This is a genomic window from Pedobacter sp. 01T416_2 (assembly GCF_056398925.1).
On sequence record NZ_JBFTQI010000525.1, the window covers coordinates 1 to 4,260 of the forward strand.

Sequence of the window (4,260 nt, forward strand, 5' to 3'; positions counted from 1 at the left end):
GTGATAGGCAATGCCAGTGGGATGTTTGATGATATTTTCTCCTTTAACGGTGAACTTGTATTCCTTATGCTGATCAATCAACGAGTCTTTCTGGAGCTGATATTCGCGCATGATGCCCACTTCTCTATCTCCGTAGAGGAAATACCTTCCGTTTTGATAAGAAATACCCTGACAGGCACCCAACGAATCAATTGTAATCGTTTTTGTAATCTTTCCATCGGTTTTATTGTACCGGGCTACAAAAAACATCATGATCAGTACTAAAATAGGATTTAATGTTTTCATAAACTAAGGATCTAAAGGTTCATCAAAATCAATTTGTAAGGAAGCTGTATTAAAGTAGAATTCGGATTCGGTATCACTTAAACGTTTTCCGTTTTTATAAGGATAGTAGCCGAGTTCTTTTTTGCAACGCTCGGGGAGTAGATTGGTGATGTTATAGCTCTGCGATTTTACGGTGCAGGCTAAACCGGGTTTATCTACCGGCATCCCGTACCTGAACATTAGCCTTGCACAGTTACGCATGTTAGTGGTGGTATGGCGGGCATGTGGCTCCATAATAAGGGCACTTTCGGGTATCTGAAGCACTTCCATCAGGAATTTCTTCATTTCGTAGGCTTCGCTGAATTTGGTTTTATAAGGGTGAACGCGGCCACCCGATACTACAATAAAAGGGGCTACACCTTTTTTATACTGTATAGCTGCTAAGCGGCAGCGGATCATTCCGCCAGCACTTAGCGCAACGTCTTTTTCTTCCGGACCTGCTCCCGGAACCAGGATTACGCTGTAAGGATATTTTTTCCAATCTATTTTTTTGATCTGGTTAATGGCGGCAAGGTTTACGCCTTTAGCCATCGGCTCGTAATCGGCGGCCTCATTGCGTTCGTTCAGTTCTAAAGCTTCCAATGCAAATAACATGGCAGGTTCGAAAAAGAGCTTATTATTGCCCTGCAAGGCTAATAATGCACTGGCCGATGTGAGTTCTGCAAACGTTTTGTCAGTTAGACTAAAACTGATCGAATCTATTTTCGGGTAATTGGGCTTGTTTCCTTCTACGTAAACGCCAATTGCATAATTAATGGCATTGGCATCTTGTTCCCATGCTTTTATTAAAAGGGTTTTGTGTGGTTCTTTGGCAAACATGGCATAACAACCTGAGGGGATAAGATGATTTTTTACCAAATTTCCCAATGCATTGTTTTCTGTATAAAGCAGCGCCAAACGGTTGCCGATATGGGCTATTTCTTCATTGTTGAATTTTAAGGCTTTTGCGTAACAGCTAATATCTGTTTTGCAGGTTTTTACCGCTTCATTTACCTGTGTGGTTTTCGATTTATAGATGTTGCTGAACGCCGTATCTGTACTCAGCATTTTGCGCAGCTCGGGCAATTGCTGAAAAAGGGAAAGCAGGTAATAATTTTTGTATTGTACTTCGTTCCTGGTCTTAATTAACTGATAAGACTGGCTGGTTAAATCTTGTGCAGATAAGCCTTGCCAAAAAAGGCAGAACACAAAGAAGGTATAAAGGGGTTTCATCAAAGTTTTGGAAGCAAATTTAAAGATTGGCCATTAAAGAAACATTAACAAGATGTTATTCTTTGATGGTTGTTAAAACGATTTATTATATATGTATTGGTGTTAATATTAATTTAAAGTGCCAGTTCAAATTGGTGTATAGAGTTAACATAATAGATACATCGTGTTAAAAGTAGACCACTACTTTTGCCGCTGTAGAACGCTCCAAAAATTACTTGTTAACCTTAAAGGATAAGCCTATGTAAATGTGAAAATCTACGCTTCTACTTAAAACGAACCCCCAATTATATTTCAAAACCATTACTAAGAACAAAAAGATGACATCATTTTTTTTAACCGCAAGTATAAAAAGTGCTTGCCGGAAATTGCTTTTGCCTTTAGGCCTATTGGCCATCTGTAATTCCAGTGCAACAGCGATTAATCATGAAGTAACTGCGTCGGGCTTACAACATAAAGTATTTGCCACGGTAAGCGGAACAGTTACCGATCAAAATAACCAACCCTTACCGGGTGTAAGTGTTTTCGAAAAGAAAACAAAAAAAACAACCGTTACCGATCCCAATGGTAAATACTCCATTAATGTAGAAGAAGGTGCAATTTTAGTATTCTCTTATATCGGTTACGATAATCAGGAAGTTACGGTTAACGGCCGCCAGAATATTAATGTTACTTTAAAAGAAAGCAGCAATACCCTAAATGAGGTTGTGGCCATTGGTTACCAGAAAATCAGAAAATCGGATGTAACAGGTGCCATCAGCAGTGTTAAAGCCAGCGAAATGAATTTAACTTCTCCTACTGTTGGCCAGGCATTGGTTGGTAAGGTTGCCGGTGTGCAGGTATCGCAAACCAGCGGTGCGCCATATTCGGGTACTAAAATCAGGGTGAGGGGCATCGGTTCGATTAACGCCAGTTCCGATCCCTTATATGTAATTGATGGTTATCCGGCAGGAAACAACGTATCCATCAATCCAGAGGATATYGAAACCATCGACATTTTGAAGGATGCGGCTTCTGCTGCCATTTATGGCTCAAGGGCATCGGGTGGGGTAGTGTTAATCACCACCAAAAGAGGTGCAGATGGAAAAGGGAAGTTTGAGTACGATGTTCAGGGCGGTATTTCCCAGTTGGCCAAAAAAGTAAAATTATTGGATGCCAACCAGTTTATCCAACTTTTAATCGACGGACGCAACAATGCCTATAAAGATTTGTGGGTAAACTCGGGCAAAACCTGGAACGATGCGATGTTCGGTGATAATAATACTACCCGTATTGCCAATGTAGGCAATGGAAGTAGTGTAAGCATTCCTGCCGATCTTTATAATTTCAGCACACAACAGGCTATCCCTGCAGCTTATAATACCGACTGGCAGGATGAACTCTATCGCAATGCAGCTTTCCAACGCCATAACCTTTCATTTTCTGGCGGTACTAAAGATGTAAAATACTTTTTAAGCGGTGGCTACCAGAACAACGATGGTATTGTTACCAACACCAACCAAAAAGTAACCAACTTCAGGGGGAATATTGATGGTAAGGTGAGTGAGCGTTTACGTGTAGGCGCAAATATTTCGTATACGCAGAACGATAACCGCGAGGTGAGGGAAGGCCGTTACGATTTAAGCCCGATGATGTCGGCTTTAATTTACCTGCCTTATCTGCCTGCGAGGGATGCCAATGGAAACCCGATCCAGTTTGGCATGGGGGCTTTAGCTTCTCAGTATGGGATACAGAATCCTGAGAATCCTTTAGCTACAGTTGAACAGGTAAAAATTACCAGAAAAGGGGCTAGAAGTACCTATAATGCTAACGCCACTTATAACATATTGGATGGACTGGATTTTAAAGCCAATTTGGGTACACAGACTTACAATGAAAAATATGATTTTTATTTGCCAACCAGCTTAAGTAATGGTAACAACCCACCTTATTCTACAGCTGCAATAACGGCGGCGAATGCAATTGCGCAAACCCTTAGCCAGGTTGATCAGCTTGGCGAATTTACCCTAAACTACAATAAAACCTTTGGCAAACATAAAATTGATGTGCTTGGAGGATATTCTGCGCAAAAAACAACCAGCGATCTGATCCGTATTTCTGCCAGTGGTTTCCAGAACGATAAAATAGGCGAAATTACGGATAAAGGTGCTGATGCAGGATTTTTGACTTTAATAACCGATGGAGCAAACAAAACGGCTAAAGCTACCAATACCTTACTTTCTTATTTCGGCCGTTTCAGCTATAACTATGCTGGTAAATACTTTTTAACCGGTTCATTCCGCCGTGATGGGTCATCAAGGTTTGGTCCGCTGAATAAATATGGCAATTTTCCTTCGGTAGCCGCAGGATGGAACCTTTCGGAAGAAGATTTCTATAACAGTTTTCTTGGCGAACAATCAACTGTTAAGTTAAGGGCAAGTTGGGGATTGAGCGGCAACAACAACATTCCGAATTACAGAACCGCACAGGAAATGAGTGCGCCGGGCGGTGTGGTTTTTGGAAATGCGATTTCGACGGCGATCTGGCCAAATGCCATCCAGGACCCGAAGCTGGGATGGGAATCTACTTCCCAGTATAATTTTGGTACCGATATCAGCCTGTTCAAAAACCGCTTAAATATCATTGCCAATTATTACCTGAGTTATTCGTATAATTTGTTGTTCAACCAACCAATTTCTGCTGTATCAGGAACTTCTTCTATCCTGACCAATCTGACCGACAGTAAAA

At 41.2% G+C, this 4,260-nt stretch carries 2 protein-coding genes and 1 pseudogene; 1 reads left to right on the top strand and 2 read right to left on the bottom strand.

Going from position 1 to position 4,260, the window contains the following annotated elements:
* Together AC1DPQ_RS19550 and AC1DPQ_RS19555 are read right to left on the bottom strand one after the other, a co-directional pair.
* A pseudogene (locus AC1DPQ_RS19550) lies at window positions 1-285 on the bottom strand (hypothetical protein); the annotation flags it as partial.
* A gap of 3 nt (window positions 286-288) precedes the next feature.
* Window positions 289-1,536: a YdcF family protein gene (locus AC1DPQ_RS19555; RefSeq protein WP_477580637.1), complete on the bottom strand. Its 1,248-nt coding sequence runs from the start codon at window positions 1,534-1,536 to the stop codon at window positions 289-291.
* A 317-nt stretch (window positions 1,537-1,853) separates the two neighbouring features.
* Here AC1DPQ_RS19555 and AC1DPQ_RS19560 point away from each other — a divergent pair.
* Window positions 1,854-4,260, top strand: a 2,407-nt coding sequence (locus AC1DPQ_RS19560; RefSeq protein ID WP_477610603.1) for a SusC/RagA family TonB-linked outer membrane protein, incomplete at its 3' end; no start/stop codon positions are given.

What these genes read in the sequence shown, in the direction of transcription:
- AC1DPQ_RS19555 (WP_477580637.1), bottom strand. Translation starts at nt 1,536, where the DNA reads ATGAAACCCCTTTATACCTTCTTTGTGTTCTGCCTTTTTTGGCAAGGC.